This is a genomic window from Williamsia sp. DF01-3, assembly GCF_023051145.1.
In the GTDB taxonomy this organism is placed as follows: domain Bacteria; phylum Actinomycetota; class Actinomycetes; order Mycobacteriales; family Mycobacteriaceae; genus Williamsia.
Genome location: NZ_JALKFS010000002.1, coordinates 1 through 21,696, shown reverse-complemented (window position 1 = coordinate 21,696; position 21,696 = coordinate 1). Strand labels below are relative to the sequence as shown.

Genomic DNA, 21,696 nt, shown 5'->3' with positions numbered 1-21,696 from the left:
CCATGGGGCAGAGCTACCGCGCGATCACCGACGAGACCCGCGCCCTGGCCGTCGACAATCTCAAAAAGCTGTTGCCGCATAGCAGTTCAGTGGCTGAGGCGGTGCGGCTGGTGGCCGACCAGTTCGGGGTGTCGGACAACTCAGTGCGCAACTGGATGCGCCGGGCCGGGGTCGACCCGCACGAGCACCTCACCGACCGGCGGCTTGCTGATGCCAACGCCACCATCGCCGCGCTCACCGAAATGAACCGCGAGCTGACCGCGCACCTGACCGGCAGGGTGGACGACTAAACCATGGGGGAGGGGGACAGCGCAGCAGGAGCCGGCAAGCTCCTGGCCGGTGCCGCGGCCTTGGTCGTGGCCATACCGATGATCATCATGCTCGCCTTCACCGGCAGCGGATCTGACTGCGTCGTCCCCAGCGCTACCCCCGGAGCCGGCACGCTGGCACCCGGATCGCGGGTCCAGCCGATGAAGCAGGGCACCTACCAACTCACCTCACCGTTCGGGCCGCGCGGCGGCACCATGCACCAAGGGCAGGACTACGGCTCCCAGGACGGGCAACCGATCTACGCCGCCGCCGACGGAACGGTGAACCAATCCGGTCCTGCCAGCGGTTTCGGGCAGTGGATCGTGCTCGACCACAACATCGGCGGCAAGGTCTACTCGACCGTCTACGGCCACATGTTCCCCGACGACCTGCTGGTCAAGGTCGGAGACAAGGTCACCGCCGGCCAGCACATCTCGAACGTCGGATGGAACGGTGAGGTCGACCCCACCGGGCCAGGCGGGGCGCACCTGCACTTCGAGGTGTGGGACGGCGGCCGATTCGGTGGAACGGCCATTGACCCCATGCCGTGGCTCGCAGGAGCAGTCGAACCAGGCCAACCCGCCCCACGCGCTGGTGCACCGGCCGCGCCGGATGTGGTGTCGGTGGCGGACTGGGACAAGATCGCTCAGCACGAATCGGGCGGCAACTGGGCCATCAACACCGGCAACGGATTCTTCGGCGGTCTGCAGTTCACCGAACAAACCTGGAACGGGTTCGGCGGCGGCAAATACGCCCCCACCGCCGACAAAGCCACCAAAGAGCAGCAGATGGAGGTCGCGAACTCGGTTCTGGCCGGCCAAGGCTGGGACGCCTGGCCCACCACCTCCGTCCAGGCCGCGGTGCGCGACAAAAACCAGCGCCCGCAGGAACCTTCGCTACCGCCGGACAGCCCGCAGCACCAGCCGCCCCGCCCAACAATCAAGCCCCTGCACCGGTAGCAGTGGCCGCCCCCGACACCAGCGGCGGGGATCTGAACAAGCCGATGGACCCGGCCAAGGGATCCGAAGAGCACTGGCAAACCGACACCATCCGACTGGCGCGGGCAGTGGCGCTCAAGTTCCCGCAGGTGCAAACCATCGGCGGCTGGCGGCCGGTCGACGCCTACCCCGATCACCCCTCGGGCCGGGCCGCCGACATCATGATCCCCAACTACGAGACGGCCGAAGGCAAGTCGCTCGGGGACGCGATCAACAAGTACATCCTCGACAACAAAGACTTCTTCGCCGTCGAATACACCATCTGGCGCCAGCAGTACACCCCCGCCACCGGCGAGGGAAACCAGATGGAGGACCGGGGCTCACCCACCCAAAACCACTTCGACCACGTCCACGTCACCACCATCGGACACGGATTCCCAGCACCGGGAACCGATTTCGGCAAAGCACCCGCAGGCGGTTCCGCCGGATCCAGCCGCGGCGACCAGTGCACACCCAAGGGCACCCGCGGCGGGGAAGACAACCTCGCCACCGGCACCGTGCCCGCCGAGTTCGAACCGTGGTACCGCAAAGCGGGCACCCTGTGCCCGCAGATCTCGTCGTCCTTCCTCGCCTCCCAAGGCCACCAGGAATCGGGGTTCAATCCCCGGGCCACCTCACCGGACGGGGCCATGGGGCCCGGACAGTTCATGCCGGGCACCTGGCCTACGTACGGCAAAGACGACGACGGGAACGGCAAGGTCGACCCCTACGACATCGGCGACGGAGTGATGGCCCAGGGCCGCTACATGTGCGCGATCGCGACCACCATCGACGGCTGGATCGCAGACGGCTCGGTCAGCGACGACACCCCCGGCGGCCGCGAAGCGCTCTACCTCGCGGCCTACAACGCCGGTGAAGGCGCGGTGCAACGCAACCGCGGATTCCCCACCGACGGAGCCGATTACATCACCCAGACCCGGCCCTACGCCGACATCATCCTGGCCAACAAACCCAAGTACGAAGCCCAACTCGCTGCGCCCGCGACCTCGTCGACGACCACGCCCGCAGCACCGACCCCGACCCGATAGAGGAGAGAGAACCTTATGTCCCACAGAGCCCCCAGGCGGCCGATCGCCGCCACGACCGCAGTCGCGGCCAGCATGTGTGCGGCACTGCTGGTCGGTGGCTGCGCCGCTACCTCGAGCGAGCCAGCACCCCCGACGAGCAGCACTCAGATCATCAACGGTGACCCCGCCGTCGTCGAGCTGGCCCAGGACCTCACCGCCGTGTTCGGCCCGCTCGAGTTCAGCAGTGTGCGCCCGCATGACCCGTACCCCGAGCACGCGGAAGGTCTGGCCCTGGACGTCATGGTCCCGGGGTGGGACACCCCGGCCGGACGCGAGCTCGGCGACCGCATCGCGGTCTGGGTCAGCGACCACGCCCCGGACTACCGGGTCAGCTACACCCTGTGGCGCCAGCACTACCAACCGTTCCCCACCAACGTCTATAAAGCGGCGTTGATGGAGGACCGCGGCAGCCCGACCGCCAACCACCTCGACCACCTGCACATCACTGTCAACCCTGCAGGGGCGCAGGATGTCTGAGAAGCAATCGATTCTGGGCCGACCGGTCACCGTGGTCGTGGCGGTGCTCGCGGCACTGGCCGTGGTGTTATCCGGATGCGGCGGCGACGGCTCAGACGAGCCCAGCCCCGGACCGTCGGCCGGCAACGATCACGGCCACCAGCTGCCCGGCCCACCCGACCCGGCCACTGCCGGTCCCGACGTCGTAGCGGCCCAAGCGCTGTCGATGATGTTCACCTGGCAGCCGGTCACTGATCCCAGCTCGGGCGAAGGGGTTCGCCGGGCCGCGCCATGGCTCGGCGGCGAGCTCGCAGCGGCGGCCTCCTCCACCGTGACCGCCACCGTTGCCCGACCCGATCCCCGCTGGGAGTCCTGGCGCCGCAGCGGCGACGTGGTCACCGCCACCGCCGACGTCGACGCCGGCCACATCCCCGACAGCCCCAGCACCGCTGTCCGGCTGGTCACCGTGCGCCAAAAAGTGCTCCACGCCGACGGCGACACCACACCGCTGAACCCGATGCGAGTCGAGGCCACGCTCACCCACACCGACGGTGGATGGCGACTGACCGCCTACACCGTGACCGCCGGATAACCCTGCACCGCAAACAACCTCGAAGGAGACACGCAATGACACAAGACCAAGACTGGGACACCGCCGAACAAGCCGTGACCGACGGAGCCGACCAGCTCCGCACAGCGACCACCCACCGCGACATTCGTGCCTGGGCACAAGATGCCGGGGTGGCCACCAAACGCTTGTGGCCCAAAGTCAAAACCGAACTCCGCAAACAGCTCGACATCGACTACGACCAGCTGCGCGAAGACACTGTCGCGGCCGAGGCCGCCGACGTCGCCGCTGCCGCAGCCGACGCCCCGGTCATCGAATTGTTCTGTGCCGGTGACGATGAAGTAGCCACCTACGCCGTCTGCGCCGCCGATAACGACCACGAATCCTGGTACGGCCAGTTCCACGAGAAGGACATCGTCTACCGGCCTGGCGATGAACTCTCGGCCGAACGCTCCGCGGCCGACAAAGCCATCTACCTCGCCGGCAAAGCCCGCGAAAAGGCCGGCCTGGACACCGTGCGCCTGGTGCTGCACACCAGCCACCACGAACTTTCCGCAGACATGTTGGCCGCCACCGCCAGCCGTCACCGGGTGTCGCTGACCATCGAGGTCACCGACCAGAACCCGGCGATCGCTCTGTGCCGAGCACCGGGCTACCGCACCTGGCGCGAGATCAAACTCGACAGCCTGGTCACCGCCACAGAGGTGGCGTCGTGACCAGCATCGAGGCAGTCAGCGACGCCGGCGGGAACCCGGCCATCTCGCTCACGTGGCGGGCTCGGCGGGTGGCGTGGCACCAGTTCACGCGCCGGCATCGGCGGCCGCTGGTGCTCACAGAGGCGGCGGCGGTAGTCGTGGTTGCGGCCGCGATTCCGCTGTACCTGAGTGTGGCCGGCTACCAGTGGCGGGCGGGCGGGGGAGCGACGGTGCGCGAGTTGCCGTCGAACATCGACAGCGTGCAGGCCTGGGCGCTGTGGGTCGCCTGTGTAGGCAGCAGCGTCGCAGCAATCGTGACAGTGATGCTGGTGCTGATCCGGATGACCAGCCAATGGAACACCGATCCGGCCCGCTGGCGACGAGTACCTTCCGCCGCCCTGGCGATGGCGCTCGCTGGCTCGCTGTGGGCGCTGTCATCGCTTCTCACCACCGGCGTCATCGTCAACGGCCTGGTGATGACATGACCGGTCAACCGACCGCGTTAGCGCCCTGCCGTTCCGACAGTGCCTATGCGCCAACGACGTTCGAGGCACCTCCGACGACAATCACAAGGAGAAAGACACCATGACCACACCTGGGGGCTGGCTACCCCGAGTCGCAGCACAGCTCGCCGCCGCCGGCGGACACCGGATCTGGGGGGCGTGAGATGCCAACCAGTCCTGGACAGATTCGGAATCCGAAAAGCTCTGAGGCGCCGCTGATCTTTGGTGGCCTGGGAGCAGCGGCAGCAGTGGTGGCCACCGGATGGGCGGCGTTGCAGCTGGCCGGAGGGCAGACGGTGCCGGCGAACCCGGTCACCGCGGCCGGGGACCTGGTTCGCGGTGACCTGGTGTGGTCGACCGCGGCGACAGTCTGGGCGGTGGTGATCGTGCTGATCCTCACCGCGTGCGCGGGGGCGACCTGGCGGTGGTGGTATCTGCGGGTCGGTCAATTCAAACGCGTCGACACCGCTGCCCGGTATCTGGGAACGGTCAAAGACATTGAGTCGCTAACCGAACCAGCGATCCGCGCCAAAGCGGCCGAACTGGGAGTAGTGATGCCCACCGGTGAAAACAATGCGCATTGCTCGCCGGGAGTGCCGATCGGGACGACGCTGCGTGGGTCGACCCGGCTGTTCGGGTCGTTCGAAGAGACGTGCGTGGACGTGTGGGGCACGCGTATGGGCAAGTCGACCAGCCGAATCATTCCGGCGATCTGTGAAGCGCCCGGGGCGGTCCTGACCACGGAGAACAAACGCGGCAACCTCGATCACACCCGTCTGGTGCGAGAACGGATGGGCCGGGCGGTGTGGGTGTTCGACCCCCAGCAGGTTGCCCAACAACCGGCCACCTTTTACTGGAATCCGTTGTCCTACATCGTTCCCACGGGTTCGGCGCGTACCGGCACAGAAGCATACGAAGGCGCTGACCCTGAGGAGCGGGCCGCATCGCTGGCCGAGCAATTCGCCAGCGGCGACGGAGCTCCGAGCAAAAAGGACCCGTACTTCGATCCCGAAGGCCAAGATCTGCTGGCCAACCTGATGCTCGCCTCAGCGCTGGCCGGTGAACAGATCACCGTCGTCTACGAGCGGCTGACCCGCCGTGACCGCTGCGCCGAAGCAGTACAGATCCTCAAACCGGTGTATCCGTACGTGGCCGGGGCGCTCTCGGCTCGACTGAACCTGGCCCCCAAACAGCAAGACGGCATCTTCGGTACCGCCTTGAAAATGGCTGCCTGCCTGCGGTCGACCCGGGTCAAGGAGTGGATCACCACCTGGCCAGGCGATACCCGCCCTCACCTGGACCTGCACCAGTTCGTGCGGGGCGGGGAAACCCTGTACTGCATGTCCAAGGAGGGTGTCGGCTCGACCGGCCCACTGATTGCAGCGTTGACCGTCGCTGCGTGCGAGGCCGCCGAGGAAATCGCCGCCGCCCACCCGGGCGGGCGGCTACCGACTCCGATGCTGTGCGCCCTGGACGAGGCAGCCAACGTGGTGCGGTGGCAACGGTTGCCAGACCTCTACTCGCACTACGGGTCTCGCGGCATCAACATCATGACCATCCTGCAAAGCTGGTCACAGGGGACCGAGGTGTGGGGCGAAGACGGGATGCAAAAGCTGTGGAGCACAGCCAATGTCAACGTCTACGGCGGCAACGTCAGCGAAAAGAAGTTCCTCGACTTCGTATCCGAGCTGGTCGGAGATTACGACCGCGAGGTCATCACGGTGTCCAAGTCCAAAGGCACCACCTCTACCAGCACTCACATCGCCCGCGAACGACTGTTCAACGTCTCCGACCTGGCCTCGTGGCCACGCGGGCGGGCGCTGGTGTTCTCCGCCGGCAACCCCGCGATCATCGCCAAAACAGTTCCCTGGATGAGCAAGTCCTACGCCGGGCTCATCAAAGAATCACTCGCCGTCTACGGCCCGCCGAAGAAGGCCACGGCCACGGCTGTCGGCCGGTGGTGGAGCAAGGCGTTGGGCCGCAGCACTCACACTGCTGACGCCAAAACCCAAGTACCGCAACCGAGTCTTTTGAAGGGATGACCCAGAGATGATGACTGAGGACGATTTCGACGCACTCGACGAGCTCGACGAGGCGACAGCCCCGCCACCACCGCCGGTAGCCGCTCCTGAACCGCCGCCGCTGGAGTTCGAGTCGGTCTACGACTTCGTCGAACAGCACCTGGTGTGCATCTATGCCCGCAACATCGACAACCCCCAGTTCCGGTGGTGCAAGAAGTGGTGGGCACACGCTGAGGCAGTGAGCCGCCTCGAGGCGCTGCACCGGGCCTATGAACATCTGCGCCGCGATCCCGGGACCGGAATGAGTACCTGGTGGCGCGATCACGCCGGCCCGGCGATGGCAGCGCTGCTCGACCCCCACGGCACTTTCGAGGGCTGCTCAGCCGAACTCGATCGCCACGAGCCGGTGTGCACGATCTTGCCGGTCGACCCGATGGGCGAGGCACTGCTCCGGCAGATCATGGCCGGCCGATTTCAATCAGAAGGAGTTCAGTGATGGAAGAGCACGAACAGGAAGAACGCGAACTGACCGGCGGGATGGAACGGGCGCTGGCCTCAGCGGTCGGAGCCGCCGCCTCACTGCTGGAGGCCTATTTCCGTCGACGCGCACGCGAGGCCGGCCGCAGCCCTGCCCAGCAGAGCGCCGACACCGAAACAGCCGACGAACACAAGGATCTCGACGAGGAGATCCGCCGTGAGCTCGCCGTCCGCGACGGTGGTGACGGGCAAATGTGGCGCACCGCTTCGTATGACGAGTTGAACGACCATCTGTTGCGTGAGCACGGCATCGACCCGCGGCGGATCGGGGAGCCCGCCGCGGACAAAGAGTGGGTCACCCGCGCCCCGGGCGCTGAGATCCTCGACGTGTACGACGCGGCCGAGCGGTGGGCCGACCGCTCACCGGTGGCAGCGGCGGTACGCGACAACATCGACGCCGAGCTGAGCAAATACTGCCTCGACGTCGACGAGGTCCGCGCAGCTCCCCGCGAGAGTGGCGCGCAGATGATTGAAACCCATCGCGCCGCCCACTGGGCCGAGCACGGCAACTCCACTGAGGCACACCGCGACGGTCGCCAGGTGCAACAGCTCTTGGCCCAGGCCGACACCGCCGACCGGACCGCCGAGCGCGTCGCCAGTGACCGGTCCAGCAGTGACCGGCCAGGTAGTGATCGGCCGGGTGCCATGGCACATCCGGCCGGAACGGTCGTCGTCGAGGGGACGCTGATCGACACCACGCTCTCGCGTTCGGAGCAAGCCGCCGACAGCACCGGGACCACCGACGCCGGCAAAGCCGCCGCCGTTGCCGCGCGCGATCACCCCACCCACCCCCGCAAGGCCACCACCGCGTCCACCAGCAAAGCGGCCAAAGCCCGCCCCGCCCGCACAACACCGGCCCGCGACCGCAGCCACGGCCGATGACTACCCCACAGAATCGGCAAGCCCTGGCGATCATGCACGCCACGGTGCGACACGACGACACCCGCGACTGGGCCCAGATCTCCGGGCGGATCGGGGCCGAGTTGGAGTCGGCCGGTCACAGCGTGGACGTCGAGGCGGCACCGTTGACCGCCGGCTTTGGTGACGCGTTCTGCGTCATGGTGTCCGCCGACAACGACGGGGCAGTCAGTTTCGCGTGCGCCGCTCTGGCTGCCGCACCGACCCGCTACGGCCTGCGCACAGCCAGCCTGACCGGGCGACCGTCTGAGGTCGCCGGGCCGCCTGAGGAACCCCCTAACCCTCACGCACCGAATCCATCCAAACCCACGCCAAACTAAGAATGAGGAGAACAACACCATGCAGCACAAGAGCCTTCGCACCCGCCTCGCAGCAGCCACGATGAGCGTGGCCGCAGTCACCGCAATTGCCGGCGGTATCGCCGGATCCGGAACCGCCAGCGCCGGGGCACCACTACCTCCGCCGCAGGGCCACTTGGTAGGACCCTTCGGCTCGCCAGACCACTGCCGGGGTGCATTCGGCAGGCCCTACCTCCCGAAAACGGACTGCTTCTACAGCGCTTCGCCGACCGGATGGTTCTTCATCGGGCGCATCGGAGCCTGACCCACACAGAGCCGCCAACACGAGGGGTGTTGGCGGCTCTGCTGGCTTCTGGACCGGGCGGTCGCACCGTGAGCAAGTCGATACGGTGCGACCGCTTCGTCATTCATTGAGCACGACAGCGCACTGAAAGCTGCACTCCGAATCGGGTCTCAGCAGCACGCAGCCGCGGCAAGACGGCCCACCCCACCCCGGTAGACCGTTTGACCGACCCCCCGACGCAACTGCAAGCACTGCAACACTTGTGGCCATGACCCGGCACCGTGTGTTCTCGCTCGCCCGTATCGCTGGCCACACTGCGTGGTGGGTTTTCGTCGTGGCGACTTTCTTTGCGGGTGGCATTACGTGGACGGGTGCAACTAGTAGTTACGGTTACGGCTACTTCTTTGGCGCTACGTCTTTTGCTGGGTGGTCAGGGAATTGGACGGCCAACACTCCGATTCAAGCGCCGGTGGCCATCGCGAACTTCTCCGCATCGTCGTACCAGGACCCGTGGACGCAGTTGGAGGTGTGGTCGTTGGTGACGTTCGCGGTGGTGCTCATCGCTGCTGTGGTCGAGGCGATTGCAGTGCGCCGGGTTGTGCCGGGATCGTGACGGTCGCCGCGCCGTGCGTGGCGTTTGGACTGCTGTTGTTGGCTACTCCCGGTGTCCTCGACTCTGTCGAGTTCAGCACGATGCTCACCATGGGCGTGGTGTTGGTTGCTGTTGGGGTACGTGAGATTTGGGCGCGGCGGTTCGCCCCGCACGTACCTGTGAACGATTAACGTGCTCGACCGGAGTTGATCGCTATTTGCGGCATCTGGACCAGCACTCAGCGATGGGCCGCAAGGTGTCTTCCTGCATACGTCTAGGCGAGTTCTTGTCGCAGAATGACCTCGGCAGGTTCGCCCGGCAGCAGTAGGACGCCACTGTCCACGTAGCCACGGCGGCGGTAGAAGTGCCGCGCTGATTCATCAGATCTCGTCGAAGTCATTGCGACACTGTGGCCGTCCGCGCGCACGATGTCCTCCCATACGTCGACCAGATCGCCGCCGAGCCCGCAGTCCCTATTGTCCTCGAGGACGAACAGCATGTTCATGAACGGGATCTCGTCCCAGAAGAGCCCCCACCGTAACCATCCGAGCAATCCAGACGATTGCTCGACGACCAGCACTTGCGCGGCTTCGACCCGAGCACGAAGCACCTCAGTCCGAACATGGCGGTCGTGCGCGGCCAGGAAATCGAGGTCGTCGGCTGTTGCACGCCGGATTGTGGACTGGTCCGACATGACGTGATGATCGCATACGCCCATCGCGAGAAACCCAGCGCCGCGACGGGGCCAGCCTGCCGCGTCGACCATGCCCCATGGTCGTCGTTCACGTACTTAAAGACATGCCCTAGCGGTGCAATTCATCTGCTGTAGTCGTCGCGTTCTGGCGGCCGTTGGTAGTGATCCCGGTTTGCTGGCGGCGCCTGTGGTGCGGGCGAGCTCGGACGCTGTGTGCTGGCAGGGCCGGCGGCAGCTGCGGCGAGGTTCGCGCGGACCCGTTCGCTGTCCGCATCGGCAGCGATGGTGTCGAACTTCGCCGACGCCGCAGCGGTAGCAGCGGCGAGTTCACGGGCTCGCTGAGCATGACCCTCTGCTTCGAGGGCGGCGCTGATGGCCCGCGAGGTAGCGGCGAGTTGGGAGAACACCGCCATCCACAGGTAGCGGGGATCATCACCACTAGCGGCGAGCATCATCGCCGCGACCCGGCGCATCGACGCGCCGGGGTTGTCTGACCGTGCCTGGGCGGGGGAGCGGTGGTCCCCGGCCGCAGCCGAGAGTGCATCGGCCATCCGCGCGAGCTCGGCCGGGCGGTCACCCTCGACAGTGGTGGACCAGGCTGACATCGCCGCCGCGGTGTCGTGGGCCGCGCGTGCCCATGTCGCCGTTCCTCGCCGCTCGCCTGAGTCGCCCAGCTTGTTCACCTGCTGTTGCCACCGGCGGGCGCTGCGGGCCGCTGCAGCCCACCCTTTTGCCTCGGCCGACGCCTGCGCATTGCGTGCGGCGTCCGGTGCCACCCGCGCCCACGCCTTGACCGTCATCGACCCCTCAGGGCCGTACGTTCCCATCGGTGGCCACTGCCGGCGCAGCTCCGACAACGTCAATGCGTTGTCGAGTTTGCCGCCGCCGTGCCACACCGGGTGTCCGTCGCGGTCGCTGTACATGTGCGAGGGCAACGCAGCGGAATAGCCGGTGACCTTGTCGGTGGTTCCTGGCGCGTACCGGGGCCGCAACAACACGCCTTTGTCGCGGGCGGCCTGGATGAAGTCTCGCTCGGTCGAGGCGCCCTTGGCTGCCGTCAGCAACGTCACTCGCAGTTGCTCACGGGCCTGCTTAAACGACATCCCCGCCCGCGCTTGTTCCGCAGCTGCGGGCATCGCAGCGGCGGTCGGGTCGATGGTCTCGCGTTGATGGTGGGCCCATGCACTGACCGCGTCGGCGCGAGCTCCGGGATCAGGCGCCGACCACCGTTCCCGGAGCCGGGGCAACGTCAGATCGTTGCCGAGTTTGCCTCCGCCATGCCACACCGGATCGCCATCGCGAGTGGCGTAGTCGGCCGTGGGCAACGCCACCGAGTACCCGACCACGTCGGTCTTCGAGCCCGCTCTGTATCGGGGCCGCACCAACAAACCATGTGCCCGCGCCAGGCGCACAAACTCCGCTTCGGACTCGGCGGCTCCGGCCACCGCGCGTACCCGCCTGGCCAGCGTCGCCTTCGCCGTTTCCCGCCGGCCCGTGCGTGCGGCGATCTCTTCCTGCGCGGGGGAGCGGCCCGGTTCGGTCAGCTTGGCTGCCCGCCCGGTCGTGACCCGCAAACCGAACTCGACTTCCAGGTCACGGCACGCCTTTTGGGTGCGCGTGTAGTCCTGCCACAGGTTCGCTTTCGTGCCGTCTTCACGCACCGTGGACGCCGCGATGTGGATGTGGTCGTTGCCGCGTTCAGACAGGCCGTGGCGCACCGCGACCCACCGCACCGGTGGCCGTGGATCACCCGGCACATCGAGTTCCATCATCTCCATGAACCGACCGGCGATCTTCTCCCACTGCTCATCTGACAGCGGCGCTTCCTCGGTGTGCAGCGACAGCGAGCAGTGCCACACGTTCTCCACACTGGTGGCCTTCTCCACGGCCATCGTCGCGGTCATTCCCTGCGCCCGCAGCGCCGCCGCCGCCTTCTTCGACACCGTCGTGACTTCCACCCCGAAGGCTTTACGGGCACTGTCGAGTTCGCGGGCCAACATCAACGCGCTATCGCGGCTCAACTGCCCCTCGGGAGCGAACAGCATCATCACATCGCTGCCCCCCACCACATGGGGGTTGGTGTGCTCGTTGGCCTTGCCCGGGCCGGCCAAATAGACCAGGAGCCCACCGACCTTCGCACCTTTGGTGACGTTCGAGTTCACTGCTCGGTGACCGCCTCAATCGCCGCCGACAGCCGCACCGCTGCCGCTCGCACGGCCGCCAACGTCGCGGCGCACTCCTCCTCGATCTCGCCGGTCGCGTTGGCAACCTTCGCGATCTGGTTGACATTGCGGCCCACCGCACCCAGGTACCGGCCAACCGCGAACATCTCCTCCAGCTGCGCGTGGGTCACGCGCGGAACCTGGCCCCGCTCAAAGGTCGACGACACCAGCAACCGGGGCACCGTCACGCCCCGATCAGTTGCCAACCCCTGCAGCCGCGCCGCCTCCTCGGGAGTGGTCTTGACCTCGAACCGGACCGACCGGCCGCCGGGCACATTGTGCTGACGCGCACGAAAATCACTCACCCGCGTCACCTCCTGCCCTCATGCACCGCGTCCGGTGCTTCCTGTCCCGCCAACTCGGCGGGACCCCCGGCTCAGCGCAGCGAACCCACCCCGTGGGGACCATCCACCAACACCGTTGATGGATGCACCGTACCGCGACTCAGGGACGGTGACAACGATTTAGCCGTGCTAAATCCTAGCTTGCTCCGCCGGGGCAAGCCTGCAAGCATCCGCGCCAGCGGATTCCGTTGGTTTTCCACCCCGCGCCTTCGGCGCGGACACACTGCATCGCCCTTCGGGCGATTCCGCCTCTCGGCGGGTACCGCCGGACCCGGTTGTGGCGTGCGCTAAGCGCGCGTCTCCGGCCGAGTCCGTGGTGACGAAACGTCGGCTTAGGACAAGCGGGGTAGCTGCGCAGGTGGAGGGAGATGAGGCCGCCTCCCGTCAGTGGTCGTATGGCCGTCGTCGGCGAATGCTTGACTGTTTGGGTGAGTGACGACGGGGAGCTGTACATGGAGCGGCTTCGCCGCCAGGAGATGAGTGAGCAAGCAGCGGCGGGCGATCCGTTCTCCACCACATCGCTGGACAAGCGGGTGCGCGTCAAGCTGTATGCGGCCTGGCGCGATCACACCGGTGCCATCTGGTGGCACCCTTCCGCGTCAAAGACATTCGGCGATGTCGAGTACACGTTCAGCAATCAGGTCAGCAACATGATCGAGAACTCACTCGGCCAATCAGACGTGCGCCCAAGCGAGATCCCCGAGCACGGGATCCAGACGTGGACGCTGTCCGACGCCGTCGTGCTCTCTGTACTCGAGGCCCAGCACCGGGTGCTGCGCGCCGAGTATGAGAACGCACTCAAGGCTGCAACCAAGGCCGGCGAGGAGGGGACCAAGGACGTCATCAATCCCGATGGTGAAGCGACGAGCCCCGAGGCATTTCGGCGGCGGGTCAACGACATCTTCGATGCGCACGGCGTTGCGTTCGCACTGACAGCGACGAGTCAGATCATCAGCCGCAACTCGGAGGTTCTGCACCACAACGTCATCACTCCAACACTGAATCTGCTGCACGGCCGCCCGGAGTTCGCGGTCGCAGAGGGCACCTATCTCAAAGCACTGAAGGAGATTCGTAACGGTGATGGCGGCGATGCCATCACCGACGCCGGCACCGCACTGCAAGATGCCCTGACCGCGTTGGGCTATTCCGGCAGCACCCTGGGCGAGCAGATGAAAGCTGTGAAGTTCTCGGGCGTTCTGACCGGTCCCGACAGCCCCCTGAGCGCCGCCGTACTCAAGATCGGGGACTGGATTGCTTCACGCCGCAATCACGGTGAAGCACACAAGGGCGACGCTGACGCCAGCCTCGACGACGCATGGTTCATCGTCCACACGGTCGGCGCGCTGATCGTGTACCTCGCCGACCGCCACAGATCGCCGGGGCCGTAGTCACGGCGTGAACGTGCGGAGCCCTTCGCTGACTTTCTGCCACGGCATCTGACCACTCGACACCGACAACACGAACTGTTCGGCGGCGTCGACATCCATGGCCGCCGGCGCCGACAGATCAACCACGTCATTGATCGCCAGGAACAACCAGGCGCTCGCCCACGCGGTGCGTTTGTTGCCATCAAGCAGCGCGTGGTTGTTGGCCAGCGAGTGCATCAACGCCGCCGCCTTGTCCCACAGGGAGGGGTAGGCGTCGAGCCCGAACGCCGTGGCTTGCGGGCGGGCAATCGCAGCCGCCAACAACCCTTCATCCCCGACAATCGGGGTGAACCCACACGCCGCCGAACCGGCCGCCAGCACAGCGAACCGATCAAGAAACACCACAGGCACGCTCACGCGAGCCGATCGTTCAACTCCGCCGACCACGACGCAATCTGCGCGGACATCTCCACCACGCGTTCGCGGTACGCACTCGACCGCTCCATCGCCGCATCATGGACAAACGTCTTGAGCGACTCCTGACTCTTGGCCGCAGCCTCGGCGAGCAAACGGTGTTCCTCATCGGTAAAAGTGATGTTCAACGACGGCATCAGTGCGGCTCCCCATTCCCTTGCAGACAGCACTCTCACTACCTGGCGGTACCTACAATGGTACCAAACTAGGTACCGACGTGAAAGGTCGAACAGATCCGTGCTGACCCCCGCGCGCGAACCTCGTCACCGGTCACCGTGCACCGCTACGATGACAGTGAGGGACCACCTGGTTCCTCAGGTTTGCGAACGCCTGATTTGCCGTCTGCGTGCACACACCATCCCGCCACTGGACGGGTAATTCCAGGCTCCGTTTATGCCGTCAACGAGAGAAGAGACAAACCGTCATGTCGTCATCGACTGCTATCAATTTCGAGTCCATCGAGGCTCAAGTCCGCGCCGAAGCAGAACGCAAAGTCACTGTGCTGCGCGAGATCATGAACACCCACAAGACACTGACTCACGAGCGCGATGCGTTCCTGGCCGCCGACTCCGAGCGTCTGCGCACGCTCAACACGTTGCTCACCGAAGCCAAGGCTGCCGGCTTCGACCACAAGACACTCAAACCGTTCGACGTCGACCCACTGGGCACCGCGAAACCGGCAAGCCCTCGTCGCCCTCGTCGCACCACACGACCCGCGTCCGTCGCGAACTCCGATCGCAGCGAACAACCCAGCCACGCCAGCGAGCCCACGACAGCGGGCTCGTCACCGGCCGCAGAGTAGCGGGGCATGTTTTACGAAAAAATGCTCATAGTCATGTGTGGTTTCGGTGCTGTCAGCGTTGTGGTTGGCCTGTTTGCTCTGCGCTGGGCCCAGGACCGCCGCGGCGCGGTGGGTTCGGTCGTGGGCGGCGCGGTGATCGTGGCCGCCACCGTGCTCGTGCTGTCGATGGGCGGGGGCACCCTGCGATGAGCCGGGACCGCAAACGCCGCCAAACCACGGAGCGGATGCGCCGGCGCCGCAAGCAAGCGCTGCGGGCGCACACCCCACCGGACACGCACGGTATGTGGATCCGGGACGCTGGGTTGTTGCCCTCGGCTGGGGTGATCGTCGACTTCTCGGCCGCCGATCACCTCGACCTCGCCGGCCTAGGGCTCGTGCAACTGGGCCAGCGCGCCGATCCGGCTGCATCGATCCCCAAGCTGCACCATCTGGCCGCCGACATCTCCGATCCACATGCGGTGGCGATCAACGGTGATGCACACCCCACCGACCACGGCCGGCAGATCATGCACGCGGTGTTCGGCGAACGACACCGCCGCGAATGGTTGACCGCGATCGGCAATCAGCATCACGCCATGCTCACGGTCGGCGACTGCGCACGCATTCTGGCGGCGTCAACCTCTGCTGAGGTGGCCGCCGCACTCGAGGACGCATGGGTGGCGATCATTGGTGTCGTCACGTACGCCTACCCCGATGGGATCGGCTACTACCCGGCCACCAACACAGCCACCGCCAGAGAGGCGTGAGGACCGGTCAGTCGCGGCCGGAGCCGGTTCCGTTGTCGCGGCCTGGATCTCGGCGATAGTGCGCCGGCGGCCGGTACGAGGTCGACGAGGGGCCTTGTCCGGTCGTCGGGCGGGTGGCCGCACGTCGAGGATTGGTGGGGTGATCGCGGGTGGCGAACCGGGCGGCCGCCCGGGCTGCTTCGTTGACGTCGGTCACTGCCGGCGACGGTGTGGGCCGGTCGATCATGATGCGCGCAAAGACAGGGGTGAGCTCGTGGTGGTGGGGCGTGTGCTCACCGAGGTCGGGAACCGAAAACCTGGACTGCTGGTTCCATAGCCGCGGGTCGATCGCCTCGAAGTCGAACGCGTACGCAGTCTTTTCAGCGAGCTGGGCGACGAACAGTTTCCCTACCCGGCCGTTGCCCTCACGGAAGCCGTGCGCGAAGTTGATGTTGGCGTACACACGGGCCGCTTGGTCAGCGAACTCCTCGGCCGACAGTTGCGGCCAGGGAACCTCTTTCACCACACGTTCGGCGTCCCGGAGGTACACCGGGATGCGGTTGACGTCGGCGAACGCCACGCCGTCTTTGGACATCGGCACCTGCCGGAACTCCCCGGCCCACTCGTACACCTCACCGAACACATGCTGGTGCAGTGCTTGCAGGTGGGCGGCATCGAAGGTGTGGGGTACCTCGATCACGCCGTCGAGGATGTCGCGCACTGCTGCGGAGGTCAGCACGTGCTCGGCGGCCGCGAGCTTGCCCGCATCGGTGATGCCCAGTTTGTTGGCCAGCACAGTTGTGCCCGGCCAAAAGTAGTCGTCCCAGGACCTCACCGATCCGCGCCCCCTGCCTACCCGTACGAGGTCAGGCGTCCGGAAATCGAGCGTCCACACGCTCCAAACCGCGCCGCACGTATTCGGCGCGGTCAATGTCCCCACGAGTCAGCGCGGTCAGATCCGCGACGTCGTCGCGGTCAGGGTTCCACCCTTCCATCACGTGGTTGGCGATGTTGTTGTGCACATTCCACTTCTGCTGCTCGGTCAGACCGGCGAACAGATCGGGGTAGCGCACAGCCCAGCCGGGTTCCTCGGTCATGACAGACATCGTATTTCTCCTCAGGTGGTGGTCGGTGGGTTCGACGATGCTTGTGCATCCAGGGCGGCGCGGCCGCGTCGCACGAACTCTTCGAGGGTGATGAGACCGCGGGTCAGGGCGATCAGGTCAGCGACGTTGTCGCGGGTCGGTTCCCACCCTTCCATCTCGTTGCTGGCGATCGTGTTGTGCACCGACCACTTCTGTTCGATCGTCAGCTCGGCGAACAGGTCGGGGTAGCGCACTGCCCATTCGGGTTCCTGAGTCATGGCGGCATCATTTCTCCTCAGGTGGGGCAGCGGTAGTCATTTATGGGGTGGCGCGTGCGCGGATCGCAGCGACCAGCGTGGCCACTTCCTGGTCGCCGGTGCTTTCTCCCCGTGAGATCCGGCGTATCGCGGCGCGGTCATCGTCAGTGAGCGGCATGCCGTCCATGTCGTGGCCAGCCTCAAACGGCAGCGAGGATCTGCTCCTCGGTGCGGGCGACAATCTGCTCTGCGGTCGGACGTGGGTTCGGCGATGTGTCATCGCGTCGGCTCCTTCGCGCGGTGGGTCTGGTCAGAACAGGACGTGTTGGGCGTCGGCGGCCGCGGTGTCGGTGAGGTGCTCGTAGGCGGCGGCCATGCGTTCGACGGCGGCGAGGGGTTCCTCGAGCTCTGCGGCGATCTGTTCCCAGCTCATGCCTTCGTCGTAGTGCATGTGCCAGGCCATCTTGTGTAGATCCTCGGCCCGCAACACCGGACCTCCTCGCATGTGGTGGCCGTTCATGCGGTGCCCTGGTGCAGGCGGGCGAGATGGTCGCGTTTGGTCAACCACAGTTCTTCGGCCCGCTGCTGATGGCCGGTGAGGCTTTCCCAGTGGCCGGCGAGCTCCTCGACGCTGACGGTCTCGCGGATCTGGGACATCCGGGCCAGAAGGCCGGCGTAACCGCGCCGGTACCACTGATCGATCACTTTGGCCGCCAGGTGCGGCAGTTCCACACCACCGATCAGCGGACCTTGAGCGGGGGACAGGATCGCGAACAAGTGCTGCTCGACACGGGCCAGGCGGCCCGTCTCGAACAGCCGAGCTTGGACCAGGACCGGGGTCGCCGGCCCGCCCTCATCCAGGACGCTGCTCACGGCCTCGAAGATCTCGGCGTGCGCCGGGCTCCAGAACGGATTCCACCGGTCGGGTCCGGTCATGATCTGACGGACCTGCTGGGCAAGGTCTTTCGGTGCCCACATCAATGCGGTCAGGAACGCAGCCTCGACGCTGGTGGTGATGGCATCTTCGGTGCTGACGTCAGCGCCCAGGTGGCTGGGGAACTGATCGACAGTGAGGGCTTCGTCGTCTGGGGCGACCTCGCCGGTCACCTCGATGTCGGTGGCCATGTCGCTTGCTGTGATGGTCATCGGGTCCTCGTTTCCGTCGCTCGTGGGCGCTCGGCCTGGGTCAGTCGGTGGCATAAGACAAGTCCGCGTACACACACCCCGGCCCGTGCGGATCACTGAGGTGCTCGTGGCATTCGCGGCAGCAGTCCTGGTCGTCGTAACGCAACGCTTCGTGCGCGGCGGACCATGGCCGCAGCTGGTGTGCCTGCTCGGCGCGCTCGGCCAGCTCCTCGAGACGGGCGGTGTCCTCGAGGTCGCCGGCGGCACGTCGGGCCTGCGCTTGCTGTCGGTAGTGCTGTGCTCGGTCGGCGTAGCTGGTCGCTGCGGTCATGGTGTGGGTCTCCAATCGAAAAGACTGCTCAGGGAAGGGAAGTGATGATGCGGTAGGCGGCTCGGATGCTGCGTGCAGCGTCGGCGATCCATCGCTCTGCATCGGGCCCGGCCGCACTATCGGCGTAGTCGGTGTCATACAGCTGACGTTCACCCAGAGCTGCCGTCAACCGGTCAGCGTGTTCCAGGTGTTCGCCGGCCGCGCGTAAGGTGGCTGCCAGATCGGCTCGGGTGGCAGCGATGTCGAGGTTGCGGGCCTCCTCGATTTGATCCATCTCGTGTGCGAACTCGGCGCTGTCAACGCTCATCTGCTTCCCCCTCTCTTCATGCCGCCGCGTGAGCAGCGAGTGCCTTGATCCGATCCGGCCGGAAACCGGACCAGTGGTCGCCGCCGGCCACCACAACCGGTGCCTGTAGGTAACCCAGTCCCATCACGTAGTCGCGGGCCTCATCGTTGGTGGTGATGTCCACGACGGTGTAGTCCAGGCCGTTCTTGTCGAGGGCCTGGTACGTGGCGTTGCACTGCACGCATGCGGGCTTGGTGTACACGGTGATGGTGTGCTCAGTCATTGTCTTGGCCTCTCGATTAGTTTCGTGCGACTGCGTTTCTATTAGCTTCATTCTAAGCGATATTGCGTTGTGCTGCAATGCTTTTCGACAATTGACCGCAATTGTTTTGAGCGTTTCCGAGCGAATTGTTGTGGTTTGTTGGAGCGGTTCAGAGTGTGGTCATTTCCTGATAACTGGCCCTCTTGTGCGGGCGGGCCGGAGGATCAAGAAAGCGGAGACAAGAACGTGGTGCGAAATAAGCGCAGCGCGTGCCGCGTTGTTGGCGCAGACTCTTGGTCCGCAGGTCCGGTCGTGACAACAATGGGGCCATCAGGGAATGCAGCAGGGGTGAGGAGCCTCGAAATCTGTTGCATCGCAGCACCTGCCGGTGGTGGTGGTCAGTGCGCCTGGTCGGCGTCGAGGTAGCCGGCCCACTGCATGATCCACCAGTCAGTGTCAGTGAAGTCACTGGTGTCACCGGCGAGGAGCTGGTGGCAGAGCTCGGTGATGTGGGTGGTGACCGGGTCAGGGTCGACAGCAACAGCAGACATAGGTGTCTCTTCTCGTTGACGGCAATAAACGGGGCAGAGCGCGTCGCCAGCGGACGGCAATTCGCCGGAGACACACCACTATGTGTACCCGATCGCTATGGATACGTCCTGGTAGATGCACAGCACAGGGCCCCACCCTTGCGGGTGGGGCCGGCGGCCGCCGCTAGCTGCTCTCGGCGAACGGGTCAGATGGTGTGCCGTCGGGCAGATGCCAGTCGGTTTCGAGCTGGCTGGTTCCGTCCCGGCGAATCGTGTGGGTGGTGATGCCTTCTCGGATGATGATCGTTCCGTCGATGTCGGCGTAGGCAGTGGTGATGGTCATGATGGGTTCTCCTCGTAGTGGGCGACGCTGTCGGCTTCGCAGTCGCTCAGTGCGGGGTGGGCGGTCAACCCCGAAGAGCAGCGGCGGCCGGAAGCCACTTTCACGCGAGCGCAGCGAGTGCGGGTGTGAAAGTGGTTGGAGCGCACGGGCGTAGCGAAGCGGAGAACGGGCGGAAGCGCCGGTGCGTGGGTTGACCGGTCGGGCCCCCGGACTGAGAGAATGAGAAGACGCGCGCCCCTTGGTGACCACAGGAACGAAGTTCGGGCCGTAGGTCCGACTACGCGGCCGGAACCGATCCCTGTCCACCAAACGGTGGCGTGAACACTCCTCGCGCGGCGGGTACACAGGTGGTGGTGGCTGCCCGTGTGAGGGGTCGGGCAGCCATCGGCCCAGCATCAGCAGGCGGGTTCGTCCCATCGGCCGGGGCGTAGCCCGGTGTCGCGGTCGCTCGGGTCACTCCACCGGTCGGCGATTTCGGCGAGGCAGTCCCACCGTTCGCGTTCGGTTAACCCTGGTGCCCAGCTGGCCCAGCGGCGGCCGGGAAGCATCGGATTGAGGGCGCAGGGGTCGCGGCGGGCGGCGGCTTTGACGCACACCGATTCCACGGTGAGCTGCTGGTCGTAATCGACTCCGCCAATCTCGCGGACGGCCTCGGCGATGGCGTCGACCACCTCGGGGCGGGTCGCGGCAATGTTGGCTGCTGCCCACAGGATCCCGGTGAACGTGCGGGCCAGCTCGTCGGGAATGACAGCGGGAACGTAGGCGCTGGTGGTCGAGGTCATGGCGGGGGTCCTTTCGATGGGTGGAGCAGGTCAGCGGGTGTGCAGTGCCGGCGTGGGCGTGGTGAAGTCGGTAACCGATAAGGCGCTGGTGATCGCGATGCCCAGGTCGTACGGGGAGCGGGGCAGCGGTTCACCCAGGTACCCCAGCCAGCGGCCGTCCAGGGTGAGCATCGACGCTGAGCGGTGCAGGGTGTTGTAGGTCAGGGCCTCGGGGTCGATACCTTCAACGGCGAATGCTGCCGGTAACCAGGTGTTTTCGTCCATGAGCTGGCGCACGGTCGTGCGCACCGCGTCGTCGGTGAATGTGCGTACGCCGTTGATCCCGTCGCACGAGTACGAACGCACCTCGGGCAGCTCGGCCGGGTCCGTGCACACCAGGTGGTCGTCGAGCTGGTCGTAGCTGTCGGTCATCCCGTTGAATTGGGCGCTTTGAAACCCAAACCACTCGCTTTCGGCTTGGAGGTTGGCTGGTCCGTCGACCCAGGCGACCCGGAGCCATGCGCTGCCGGTGCCCCGTTCGCAACGGACGGAAAACTTCACGGTGGGCCAGGTGGCGCGCAGGTGCTTACGCAGCGCGGCGGCAGTCTCTTTCGTGGTGAACTTCGGCATGGTGACCCTCCCGGCCTTGGTGCGGCAGACGTGGTGTCCGCCAACTTTTTTGCCCTTCTGGCAATGGAGATAAAGACCGGCATAGGAGGACAGAACACAAGACCGCGGGCGGAAAGTTTTCACGCGGAGCGCCAGCGGAGTGCGGGTGTGAAAAGTTTCCGAGCCCGAAGGGCCGCAGCCGGGGCCTTGTGTGGCGGACGACGCCGGTCATG

Annotated in this window: 33 protein-coding genes and 2 pseudogenes; 17 read left to right on the top strand and 18 right to left on the bottom strand. The window is 65.9% G+C overall.

The window, feature by feature from the left end:
• Positions 1–2 precede the first annotated feature (2 nt).
• The 13 genes and pseudogenes from MVA47_RS01010 (at position 3) to MVA47_RS00950 (ending at position 8,675) form a co-directional block, all read left to right on the top strand.
• On the top strand, positions 3–290 hold the full coding sequence (locus MVA47_RS01010; RefSeq protein WP_030174807.1) for a hypothetical protein: 288 nt from the start codon (positions 3–5) through the stop codon (positions 288–290).
• A 3-nt stretch (positions 291–293) separates the two neighbouring features.
• Positions 294–773 (top strand): annotated as a pseudogene (locus tag MVA47_RS26900) (M23 family metallopeptidase); the annotation flags it as partial.
• A gap of 132 nt (positions 774–905) precedes the next feature.
• A pseudogene (locus tag MVA47_RS26895) lies at positions 906–1,158 on the top strand (transglycosylase family protein); the annotation flags it as partial.
• Positions 1,159–1,270: 112 nt separating this feature from the next.
• Positions 1,271–2,335, top strand: a complete 1,065-nt coding sequence (locus tag MVA47_RS26890; protein ID WP_247206367.1) for a lytic transglycosylase domain-containing protein — start codon at positions 1,271–1,273, stop codon at positions 2,333–2,335.
• Positions 2,336–2,350: 15 nt separating this feature from the next.
• Positions 2,351–2,851, top strand: coding sequence for a hypothetical protein (locus MVA47_RS00990; RefSeq protein WP_030174804.1), 501 nt, complete (start codon positions 2,351–2,353; stop codon positions 2,849–2,851).
• On the top strand, positions 2,844–3,422 hold the full coding sequence (locus tag MVA47_RS00985) for a hypothetical protein (RefSeq protein WP_051721998.1): 579 nt from the start codon (positions 2,844–2,846) through the stop codon (positions 3,420–3,422). Before MVA47_RS00990 ends, MVA47_RS00985 begins: the two co-directional genes overlap by 8 nt.
• Before the next feature lie 35 nt (positions 3,423–3,457).
• Entirely contained in the window at positions 3,458–4,114 is a 657-nt protein-coding gene (locus tag MVA47_RS00980) for a hypothetical protein (RefSeq protein WP_030174798.1), read from the top strand.
• Entirely contained in the window at positions 4,111–4,578 is a 468-nt protein-coding gene (locus MVA47_RS00975; RefSeq protein WP_030174795.1) for a hypothetical protein, read from the top strand. Before MVA47_RS00980 ends, MVA47_RS00975 begins: the two co-directional genes overlap by 4 nt.
• Positions 4,579–4,760: 182 nt before the next feature.
• Complete coding sequence (locus MVA47_RS00970) at positions 4,761–6,638, top strand: type IV secretory system conjugative DNA transfer family protein (protein WP_081907087.1); 1,878 nt, start codon at positions 4,761–4,763, stop codon at positions 6,636–6,638.
• A gap of 10 nt (positions 6,639–6,648) precedes the next feature.
• Positions 6,649–7,113 (top strand): DUF4913 domain-containing protein, encoded by a 465-nt coding sequence (locus MVA47_RS00965; protein ID WP_197038102.1) that lies wholly within the window; start codon positions 6,649–6,651, stop codon positions 7,111–7,113.
• Positions 7,113–8,036, top strand: a complete 924-nt coding sequence (locus MVA47_RS00960; protein ID WP_033336171.1) for a hypothetical protein — start codon at positions 7,113–7,115, stop codon at positions 8,034–8,036. Before MVA47_RS00965 ends, MVA47_RS00960 begins: the two co-directional genes overlap by 1 nt.
• Positions 8,033–8,392 (top strand): hypothetical protein, encoded by a 360-nt coding sequence (locus MVA47_RS00955; RefSeq protein WP_247206366.1) that lies wholly within the window; start codon positions 8,033–8,035, stop codon positions 8,390–8,392. The genes MVA47_RS00960 and MVA47_RS00955 overlap by 4 nt, the downstream gene beginning before the upstream one ends.
• Before the next feature lie 19 nt (positions 8,393–8,411).
• The gene (locus MVA47_RS00950; protein WP_030174786.1) at positions 8,412–8,675 is read left to right on the top strand and encodes a hypothetical protein; all 264 of its coding nucleotides are present in this window, start codon (positions 8,412–8,414) and stop codon (positions 8,673–8,675) included.
• A gap of 845 nt (positions 8,676–9,520) precedes the next feature.
• Here the strand turns inward: MVA47_RS00950 and MVA47_RS00945 are convergent.
• The 3 genes from MVA47_RS00945 to MVA47_RS26885 all read right to left on the bottom strand — a co-directional run bounded on the left by MVA47_RS00945 (position 9,521) and on the right by MVA47_RS26885 (position 12,467).
• Positions 9,521–9,940, bottom strand: a complete 420-nt coding sequence (locus MVA47_RS00945; RefSeq protein ID WP_051722021.1) for a GNAT family N-acetyltransferase — start codon at positions 9,938–9,940, stop codon at positions 9,521–9,523.
• A gap of 122 nt (positions 9,941–10,062) precedes the next feature.
• Entirely contained in the window at positions 10,063–12,102 is a 2,040-nt protein-coding gene (locus MVA47_RS00940) for a relaxase/mobilization nuclease domain-containing protein (RefSeq protein WP_033336174.1), read from the bottom strand.
• On the bottom strand, positions 12,099–12,467 hold the full coding sequence (locus tag MVA47_RS26885) for a plasmid mobilization relaxosome protein MobC (protein ID WP_051721999.1): 369 nt from the start codon (positions 12,465–12,467) through the stop codon (positions 12,099–12,101). Before MVA47_RS26885 ends, MVA47_RS00940 begins: the two co-directional genes overlap by 4 nt.
• A 467-nt stretch (positions 12,468–12,934) precedes the next feature.
• On the opposite strand from MVA47_RS26885, the gene MVA47_RS00930 reads away from it, so the two are divergent.
• Positions 12,935–13,894, top strand: coding sequence for a hypothetical protein (locus MVA47_RS00930; RefSeq protein WP_030174774.1), 960 nt, complete (start codon positions 12,935–12,937; stop codon positions 13,892–13,894).
• Here MVA47_RS00930 and MVA47_RS00925 read toward each other — a convergent pair whose 3' ends face one another.
• Positions 13,895–14,290: a type II toxin-antitoxin system death-on-curing family toxin gene (locus MVA47_RS00925; RefSeq protein WP_286131433.1), complete on the bottom strand. Its 396-nt coding sequence runs from the start codon at positions 14,288–14,290 to the stop codon at positions 13,895–13,897.
• Positions 14,287–14,523: a DUF1778 domain-containing protein gene (locus MVA47_RS00920; RefSeq protein ID WP_247206365.1), complete on the bottom strand. Its 237-nt coding sequence runs from the start codon at positions 14,521–14,523 to the stop codon at positions 14,287–14,289. Before MVA47_RS00920 ends, MVA47_RS00925 begins: the two co-directional genes overlap by 4 nt.
• 248 nt (positions 14,524–14,771) lie before the next feature.
• On the opposite strand from MVA47_RS00920, the gene MVA47_RS00915 reads away from it, so the two are divergent.
• From MVA47_RS00915 to MVA47_RS00905, 3 genes are read left to right on the top strand one after another with little or no spacing between them, the layout of a single operon-like run.
• Positions 14,772–15,149, top strand: coding sequence for a hypothetical protein (locus tag MVA47_RS00915; protein WP_030174764.1), 378 nt, complete (start codon positions 14,772–14,774; stop codon positions 15,147–15,149).
• A 6-nt stretch (positions 15,150–15,155) separates the two neighbouring features.
• On the top strand, positions 15,156–15,338 hold the full coding sequence (locus MVA47_RS00910; protein WP_156045734.1) for a hypothetical protein: 183 nt from the start codon (positions 15,156–15,158) through the stop codon (positions 15,336–15,338).
• Entirely contained in the window at positions 15,335–15,895 is a 561-nt protein-coding gene (locus tag MVA47_RS00905) for a hypothetical protein (RefSeq protein WP_030174761.1), read from the top strand. The genes MVA47_RS00910 and MVA47_RS00905 overlap by 4 nt, the downstream gene beginning before the upstream one ends.
• 7 nt (positions 15,896–15,902) lie before the next feature.
• Here MVA47_RS00905 and MVA47_RS00900 read toward each other — a convergent pair whose 3' ends face one another.
• The 13 genes from MVA47_RS00900 to MVA47_RS00840 all read right to left on the bottom strand — a co-directional run bounded on the left by MVA47_RS00900 (position 15,903) and on the right by MVA47_RS00840 (position 21,484).
• On the bottom strand, positions 15,903–16,709 hold the full coding sequence (locus tag MVA47_RS00900; RefSeq protein ID WP_197038101.1) for a Fic family protein: 807 nt from the start codon (positions 16,707–16,709) through the stop codon (positions 15,903–15,905).
• A 31-nt stretch (positions 16,710–16,740) separates the two neighbouring features.
• Complete coding sequence (locus MVA47_RS00895; protein ID WP_030174755.1) at positions 16,741–16,971, bottom strand: antitoxin VbhA family protein; 231 nt, start codon at positions 16,969–16,971, stop codon at positions 16,741–16,743.
• A gap of 20 nt (positions 16,972–16,991) precedes the next feature.
• Positions 16,992–17,237: an antitoxin VbhA family protein gene (locus MVA47_RS00890; protein WP_033336179.1), complete on the bottom strand. Its 246-nt coding sequence runs from the start codon at positions 17,235–17,237 to the stop codon at positions 16,992–16,994.
• A 40-nt stretch (positions 17,238–17,277) separates the two neighbouring features.
• Positions 17,278–17,496 (bottom strand): hypothetical protein, encoded by a 219-nt coding sequence (locus MVA47_RS00885; protein WP_247206364.1) that lies wholly within the window; start codon positions 17,494–17,496, stop codon positions 17,278–17,280.
• 30 nt (positions 17,497–17,526) lie between these two features.
• Positions 17,527–17,706 carry a hypothetical protein gene (locus MVA47_RS00880; RefSeq protein WP_247206363.1) on the bottom strand — a complete coding sequence of 60 codons (180 nt, stop codon included), beginning with the start codon at positions 17,704–17,706 and terminating at the stop codon, positions 17,527–17,529.
• A 26-nt stretch (positions 17,707–17,732) separates the two neighbouring features.
• Complete coding sequence (locus MVA47_RS00875; RefSeq protein ID WP_033336181.1) at positions 17,733–18,362, bottom strand: DnaB-like helicase N-terminal domain-containing protein; 630 nt, start codon at positions 18,360–18,362, stop codon at positions 17,733–17,735.
• Positions 18,363–18,402: 40 nt separating this feature from the next.
• Entirely contained in the window at positions 18,403–18,672 is a 270-nt protein-coding gene (locus tag MVA47_RS00870; RefSeq protein WP_030174742.1) for a hypothetical protein, read from the bottom strand.
• Positions 18,673–18,700: 28 nt separating this feature from the next.
• Positions 18,701–18,979: a hypothetical protein gene (locus MVA47_RS00865; RefSeq protein WP_030174739.1), complete on the bottom strand. Its 279-nt coding sequence runs from the start codon at positions 18,977–18,979 to the stop codon at positions 18,701–18,703.
• 16 nt (positions 18,980–18,995) lie between these two features.
• Entirely contained in the window at positions 18,996–19,241 is a 246-nt protein-coding gene (gene nrdH / locus MVA47_RS00860; protein WP_030174736.1) for a glutaredoxin-like protein NrdH, read from the bottom strand.
• A 377-nt stretch (positions 19,242–19,618) separates the two neighbouring features.
• Complete coding sequence (locus MVA47_RS00855; RefSeq protein WP_156045730.1) at positions 19,619–19,771, bottom strand: hypothetical protein; 153 nt, start codon at positions 19,769–19,771, stop codon at positions 19,619–19,621.
• A gap of 163 nt (positions 19,772–19,934) precedes the next feature.
• Positions 19,935–20,093 carry a hypothetical protein gene (locus tag MVA47_RS00850; protein ID WP_156045728.1) on the bottom strand — a complete coding sequence of 53 codons (159 nt, stop codon included), beginning with the start codon at positions 20,091–20,093 and terminating at the stop codon, positions 19,935–19,937.
• 395 nt (positions 20,094–20,488) lie between these two features.
• Complete coding sequence (locus MVA47_RS00845; RefSeq protein WP_030174733.1) at positions 20,489–20,875, bottom strand: hypothetical protein; 387 nt, start codon at positions 20,873–20,875, stop codon at positions 20,489–20,491.
• Positions 20,876–20,905: 30 nt separating this feature from the next.
• Complete coding sequence (locus tag MVA47_RS00840) at positions 20,906–21,484, bottom strand: LPD29 domain-containing protein (protein WP_030174731.1); 579 nt, start codon at positions 21,482–21,484, stop codon at positions 20,906–20,908.
• Positions 21,485–21,696 lie beyond the last annotated feature (212 nt).

What these genes read in the sequence shown, in the direction of transcription:
- MVA47_RS01010 (WP_030174807.1), top strand. Translation starts at nt 3, where the DNA reads ATGGGGCAGAGCTACCGCGCGATCACCGACGAGACCCGCGCCCTGGCC.
- MVA47_RS00990 (WP_030174804.1), top strand. Translation starts at nt 2,351, where the DNA reads ATGTCCCACAGAGCCCCCAGGCGGCCGATCGCCGCCACGACCGCAGTC.
- MVA47_RS00985 (WP_051721998.1), top strand. Translation starts at nt 2,844, where the DNA reads ATGTCTGAGAAGCAATCGATTCTGGGCCGACCGGTCACCGTGGTCGTG.
- MVA47_RS00980 (WP_030174798.1), top strand. Translation starts at nt 3,458, where the DNA reads ATGACACAAGACCAAGACTGGGACACCGCCGAACAAGCCGTGACCGAC.
- MVA47_RS00970 (WP_081907087.1), top strand. Translation starts at nt 4,761, where the DNA reads ATGCCAACCAGTCCTGGACAGATTCGGAATCCGAAAAGCTCTGAGGCG.
- MVA47_RS00965 (WP_197038102.1), top strand. Translation starts at nt 6,649, where the DNA reads ATGACTGAGGACGATTTCGACGCACTCGACGAGCTCGACGAGGCGACA.
- MVA47_RS00960 (WP_033336171.1), top strand. Translation starts at nt 7,113, where the DNA reads ATGGAAGAGCACGAACAGGAAGAACGCGAACTGACCGGCGGGATGGAA.
- MVA47_RS00955 (WP_247206366.1), top strand. Translation starts at nt 8,033, where the DNA reads ATGACTACCCCACAGAATCGGCAAGCCCTGGCGATCATGCACGCCACG.
- MVA47_RS00950 (WP_030174786.1), top strand. Translation starts at nt 8,412, where the DNA reads ATGCAGCACAAGAGCCTTCGCACCCGCCTCGCAGCAGCCACGATGAGC.
- MVA47_RS00945 (WP_051722021.1), bottom strand. Translation starts at nt 9,940, where the DNA reads ATGTCGGACCAGTCCACAATCCGGCGTGCAACAGCCGACGACCTCGAT.
- MVA47_RS00915 (WP_030174764.1), top strand. Translation starts at nt 14,772, where the DNA reads ATGTCGTCATCGACTGCTATCAATTTCGAGTCCATCGAGGCTCAAGTC.
- MVA47_RS00910 (WP_156045734.1), top strand. Translation starts at nt 15,156, where the DNA reads ATGTTTTACGAAAAAATGCTCATAGTCATGTGTGGTTTCGGTGCTGTC.
- MVA47_RS00905 (WP_030174761.1), top strand. Translation starts at nt 15,335, where the DNA reads ATGAGCCGGGACCGCAAACGCCGCCAAACCACGGAGCGGATGCGCCGG.
- MVA47_RS00895 (WP_030174755.1), bottom strand. Translation starts at nt 16,971, where the DNA reads ATGACCGAGGAACCCGGCTGGGCTGTGCGCTACCCCGATCTGTTCGCC.
- MVA47_RS00890 (WP_033336179.1), bottom strand. Translation starts at nt 17,237, where the DNA reads ATGACTCAGGAACCCGAATGGGCAGTGCGCTACCCCGACCTGTTCGCC.
- MVA47_RS00885 (WP_247206364.1), bottom strand. Translation starts at nt 17,496, where the DNA reads ATGACACATCGCCGAACCCACGTCCGACCGCAGAGCAGATTGTCGCCC.
- MVA47_RS00875 (WP_033336181.1), bottom strand. Translation starts at nt 18,362, where the DNA reads ATGACCATCACAGCAAGCGACATGGCCACCGACATCGAGGTGACCGGC.
- MVA47_RS00870 (WP_030174742.1), bottom strand. Translation starts at nt 18,672, where the DNA reads ATGACCGCAGCGACCAGCTACGCCGACCGAGCACAGCACTACCGACAG.
- MVA47_RS00865 (WP_030174739.1), bottom strand. Translation starts at nt 18,979, where the DNA reads ATGAGCGTTGACAGCGCCGAGTTCGCACACGAGATGGATCAAATCGAG.
- nrdH (WP_030174736.1), bottom strand. Translation starts at nt 19,241, where the DNA reads ATGACTGAGCACACCATCACCGTGTACACCAAGCCCGCATGCGTGCAG.
- MVA47_RS00855 (WP_156045730.1), bottom strand. Translation starts at nt 19,771, where the DNA reads ATGTCTGCTGTTGCTGTCGACCCTGACCCGGTCACCACCCACATCACC.
- MVA47_RS00850 (WP_156045728.1), bottom strand. Translation starts at nt 20,093, where the DNA reads ATGACCATCACCACTGCCTACGCCGACATCGACGGAACGATCATCATC.
- MVA47_RS00845 (WP_030174733.1), bottom strand. Translation starts at nt 20,875, where the DNA reads ATGACCTCGACCACCAGCGCCTACGTTCCCGCTGTCATTCCCGACGAG.
- MVA47_RS00840 (WP_030174731.1), bottom strand. Translation starts at nt 21,484, where the DNA reads ATGCCGAAGTTCACCACGAAAGAGACTGCCGCCGCGCTGCGTAAGCAC.